The following is a 4,265-nucleotide window of genomic DNA, read 5'->3' as shown; positions in this document are numbered from 1 at the left end:
CATCGGTCAGCGGTGAGGCCACTTATCTGTTCTATATGGGCGACATTCGGCTGGTGCATTTCGCCGCCGCCATGGTGTTCACGGTGATACTGCTGATGCGCATTTACTGGGCCTTCGTCGGTAACCGTTATTCACGCGAACTGTTTATCGTGCCGGTCTGGCGGCGCAGCTGGTGGCAGGGTGCGTATTCTGTGGTGCGTTGGTATCTGTTTCTGGAAAAAAAACCGGGAGATGATATCGGTCATAACCCCATCGCACAGGCGGCGATGTGCGGTTATTTCCTGCTTTCCGTTTTTATGATCCTCACCGGTTTTGCCTTATACAGCGAACATAGCCAGTACGCCATTTTTACCCCTTTCCGCTATGTGACAGAGTTTTTCTACTGGACCGGCGGGAACTCTCTCGATATCCACATCTGGCATCGGTTAGGGATGTGGTTCATCGCCGCCTTCATCGTAGGCCATGTGTATATGGCGATTCGTGAGGACATCATGTCTGACGAAACCGTCATCTCAACCATGATTAACGGCTTTCGTAGCCATAAGTTTCCCAAGGGTCAGCACGATAAGGAGGCGTCATGAGCGAACCTAACGTCATCGTGATGGGCTTAGGCAACTTGCTGTGGGCAGATGAAGGGTTTGGTATTCGCCTCGCTGAGCGCCTGTACGCCCATTATCACTGGCCAGAATCGGTAGAGATTGTTGACGGCGGCACGCAGGGACTGAATCTGCTGGGCTACGTTGAGCAGGCCAGCCATTTGCTGCTGCTTGACGCCATCGACTACGGGCTTGAGCCGGGAACCCTGCAAACTTACGCCGGAGACAAAGTCCCGAGTTACCTCAGCGCTAAAAAAATGAGTCTGCATCAGAACAGCTTCTCTGAAGTGCTGGCTCTGGCGGATATTCGCGGCCATCTCCCCGAGCACATCGCTCTGGTGGGACTACAGCCGGTACAGCTGGACGACTATGGCGGCAGCCTGACCGACATCGCGCGCGCTCAGCTCCCGGCGGCAGAACAGGCCGCGCTTACGCAACTGGCCGCGTGGGGCATTGCGCCACAGACAAGCGATGAAACGCGTTGCCTGAACTATGATTGCCTGTCGATGGAAAACTATGAAGGCGTGCGTATTCGCCAGTATCGCGTAACGCTGGAGAGATAATTAACATGTTGAATGACCAACCGTTTTCTGCGCTATGGCAGCGAATGCTGGCTAAGGGCTGGCAACCGCTGAGCGCATCTGAACTGGATGACTGGATAACCCGCGTGCGTAATGGCGTGGTCCTGCTCAGTAGCGATCCTCGCCGTACACCGGAAGTCAGCGATAACCCGGTCATGATTGCCGAGTTGCTCCGCGAGTTTCCCCAGTTTGACTGGCACATCGCCATGGCGGATCTTGAACACAGCGAGGCGATCGGCGATCGCTTCGGCGTGTTCCGTTTTCCGGCTACCCTGGTGTTTACCCAAGGTGAGCTGCGCGGCATTCTCAGCGGTATCCACCCGTGGGCCGACTTGCTCAACCTGATGCGTCCCCTCGTTGAAGAACGTATACCGCCGGAGTCTGCATGATGAGCGATTCCTTTTTTCATCTGCTGGGGCCAGGAACGCAGCCAGGTGATGACTGCTTCAGCATGAATCCCTTGCCCCTCACCTGCCAGGTCAACAGCGACCCCAGCATGGCAACACTGGAAAACTGTCCGCACAGCCCGGCGGTGATGGCATTGTTAGCCGATGTGCGCCACCAGCTCACCCAGAGAATTCCCGCCAAACAGGATGTGCTGGGATGGGATTTATCCTCGCTCAATGCAGACGATCTCACCTTTCTGAATACGCTACTCGGCGAAGGCGAAGTTTCCGTGCGCATTCAGCATGCTGACGGCAGGGCGAGCGAGATTCAGGAGTCGATTTTCTGCGGTATCTGGCGGGTGCGTTGTCAGGATGACAAGGGGCAATGGCAGGAACATCTGGAAGTAGGCAGCGCACCACGGGCACTGTGGCAGGCGGCAACAATCAATACGCTGCCGGACGATAGCCTGCTGCCTCCGCCTATAGATGGGTTGATGAATGGCCTGACGCTGGCCCAGGAACTGCTGGCGCACGTGCGCGATCCGGCAGCGCAACCCCATAGCATTAATCTCACCCAACTGCCGATTAGCGACGCGGATCGCCTGTTCCTCGCCCGCCTGTGCGGCGAAGGACACATTCAAATCCGCACCATCGGCTACGGCGAGAGCCAAATCGACGCCACGGCGCTGCGCCATGTCTGGCATGTTCGCTGTCTGGATACCCTGAAAGGGCTTCTGCTTGAGAGTTATGAGATCTGTCCGTTGCCGGAACTGGTGTTGGCCGCACCGGAAGATCTGCTCGACTCGCTCGAGCGGCTGGATGAAGTCTGCGGCTGGCTGGCATCCGGCCCGCCTGCCTGATCCCCCTTTAGACCCGCGTACTTTTCTACTGCGGGTCTGACGTTTTCTTCCTTACCTATTCACTCTCTAATGCCTGATGGAGTTCGCATGTGGGACGTCATTGACCTATCGCGCTGGCAGTTTGCGCTGACCGCGCTGTACCATTTTCTGTTTGTTCCCCTGACGCTGGGGCTGATTTTTTTGCTAGCCATCATGGAAACCCTGTTCGTGGTGACCGGCAAAACAGTCTACCGCGACATGACGCGTTTCTGGGGAAAGTTATTCGGTATTAACTTTGCGCTCGGCGTGGCAACCGGCCTGACCATGGAGTTTCAGTTCGGTACAAACTGGTCGCTCTATTCCAACTATGTGGGTGATATTTTCGGTGCCCCGCTGGCGATGGAAGCCTTGATGGCCTTCTTTCTTGAATCCACCTTCGTGGGGCTGTTCTTCTTTGGCTGGCAGCGCTTAAACAAGTATCAGCATTTACTGGTGACCTGGCTGGTTGCGTTTGGCTCTAACATCTCGGCCCTGTGGATCCTCAACGCCAACGGCTGGATGCAATATCCAACTGGCGCTCACTTTAATATTGATACCCTGCGCATGGAGATGAGCAGCTTTAGCGAGCTGGTCTTTAACCCCGTCAGCCAGGTGAAATTTGTGCATACCGTGATGTCTGGTTATGTCACCGGCGCCATGTTTGTGATGTCCATCAGCGCCTGGTATTTGCTGCGTGGTCGCAATCGCGAGTTCGCCCGGCGCTCCTTCGCGGTGGGTTCCGTCTTTGGCACGCTGGCTATCCTCGGCACGCTACAACTGGGTGATAGCTCAGCCTTTGAGGTCGCCCAGCTCCAGCCAGTAAAACTGGCGGCAATGGAGGGCGAATGGCAAACCGAACCGGCCCCCGCGCCCTTTCATGTCATCGCCTGGCCGCAGCAGGAGCAAGAGCGTAACGCCTTTGCCGTGAAAATACCGGCCCTGCTGGGTATTCTGGCGACCCACTCTTTGGATACGCCGGTTCCGGGGCTGAAAAACCTGATGGCGGACGCGCTCCCACGCCTGCAGCGGGGCCGTGAGGCGTGGTTACTGATGCAGGAAATTGCCAAAGGTAACCGCACGCCTCAGGTACTGAACGCTTTTCACGCTGTGGAGAAAGATCTGGGTTACGGCATCCTGCTGGCGAACTACGCGCCTGACATGAACCATGTTACGCCAGCGCAATATCAGGCCGCGCAACGCGGCGCCATTCCGCAAGTGGCCCCCGTGTTCTGGAGCTTTCGCATCATGATTGCTTGCGGTTCGCTGCTGCTACTGGTGATGGCGATTGCGTTGATACAGACCTTACGCTGGCGTATCGACCAGCATCGCTGGGTACTGCGCATGACGCTGTGGAGCCTGCCGCTCCCGTGGATTGCCATCGAAGCTGGCTGGTTTATGACGGAGTTTGGCCGCCAGCCGTGGGCGATTCAGGATATTTTGCCGACATGGTACGCCCACTCCGCGCTGAGCGCAGGCCAACTGGCCTTCTCGATGGGGCTAATTCTCACGCTTTACACCCTGTTTTTAATTGCTGAGGTCTACCTGATGCAGAAATACGCGCGTCTTGGTCCAGATGCAATGCATAACCAGCAACCAACGCAACAACAGGGATAAAGGAGACAATCATGTTGGATTATGAAACGTTGCGGCTCATTTGGTGGCTGCTGATTGGCATCATTCTGGTGGCCTTTATGGTCACTGACGGGTTTGATATGGGGGTCGGCTGCCTGTTACCGCTGATCGCGCGAAACGATGATGAGCGTCGGGTGTTGATTAATAGCGTCGGGGCGCACTGGGAAGGTAACCAGGTGTGGCTCATTCTGG

At 56.3% G+C, this 4,265-nt stretch carries 6 protein-coding genes; all 6 read left to right on the top strand.

What is annotated here, in order from left to right:
- A partial coding sequence (gene cybH, locus FDW94_RS01920) for a Ni/Fe-hydrogenase, b-type cytochrome subunit (RefSeq protein WP_249358235.1) occupies positions 1 to 581 on the top strand: 581 nt, incomplete at its 5' end.
- Complete coding sequence (gene hyaD / locus FDW94_RS01915) at positions 578 to 1,159, top strand: hydrogenase 1 maturation protease (protein WP_137377052.1); 582 nt, start codon at positions 578 to 580, stop codon at positions 1,157 to 1,159. The genes cybH and hyaD, both read left to right, overlap by 4 nt.
- 5 nt (positions 1,160 to 1,164) lie before the next feature.
- Complete coding sequence (hyaE, locus tag FDW94_RS01910; protein ID WP_048236031.1) at positions 1,165 to 1,566, top strand: hydrogenase-1 operon protein HyaE; 402 nt, start codon at positions 1,165 to 1,167, stop codon at positions 1,564 to 1,566.
- Positions 1,566 to 2,423 carry a hydrogenase expression/formation protein gene (locus FDW94_RS01905; protein ID WP_137377173.1) on the top strand — a complete coding sequence of 286 codons (858 nt, stop codon included), beginning with the start codon at positions 1,566 to 1,568 and terminating at the stop codon, positions 2,421 to 2,423. The genes hyaE and FDW94_RS01905 overlap by 1 nt, the downstream gene beginning before the upstream one ends.
- Before the next feature lie 87 nt (positions 2,424 to 2,510).
- The gene (appC, locus tag FDW94_RS01900) at positions 2,511 to 4,055 is read left to right on the top strand and encodes a cytochrome bd-II oxidase subunit 1 (protein ID WP_137377051.1); all 1,545 of its coding nucleotides are present in this window, start codon (positions 2,511 to 2,513) and stop codon (positions 4,053 to 4,055) included.
- A gap of 11 nt (positions 4,056 to 4,066) precedes the next feature.
- Positions 4,067 to 4,265 (top strand): cytochrome d ubiquinol oxidase subunit II (locus FDW94_RS23715; RefSeq protein ID WP_249358234.1); only part of this gene is annotated, 199 nt, incomplete at its 3' end.

Source organism: Citrobacter sp. wls757, from assembly GCF_005280935.1.
Lineage (GTDB): Bacteria > Pseudomonadota > Gammaproteobacteria > Enterobacterales > Enterobacteriaceae > Citrobacter > Citrobacter portucalensis.
The sequence above is the reverse complement of the archived record's forward strand: the minus strand, read 5'-3'. Positions and strand labels throughout refer to the sequence as shown.

What these genes read in the sequence shown, in the direction of transcription:
- hyaD (WP_137377052.1), top strand. Translation starts at nt 578, where the DNA reads ATGAGCGAACCTAACGTCATCGTGATGGGCTTAGGCAACTTGCTGTGG.
- hyaE (WP_048236031.1), top strand. Translation starts at nt 1,165, where the DNA reads ATGTTGAATGACCAACCGTTTTCTGCGCTATGGCAGCGAATGCTGGCT.
- FDW94_RS01905 (WP_137377173.1), top strand. Translation starts at nt 1,566, where the DNA reads ATGAGCGATTCCTTTTTTCATCTGCTGGGGCCAGGAACGCAGCCAGGT.
- appC (WP_137377051.1), top strand. Translation starts at nt 2,511, where the DNA reads ATGTGGGACGTCATTGACCTATCGCGCTGGCAGTTTGCGCTGACCGCG.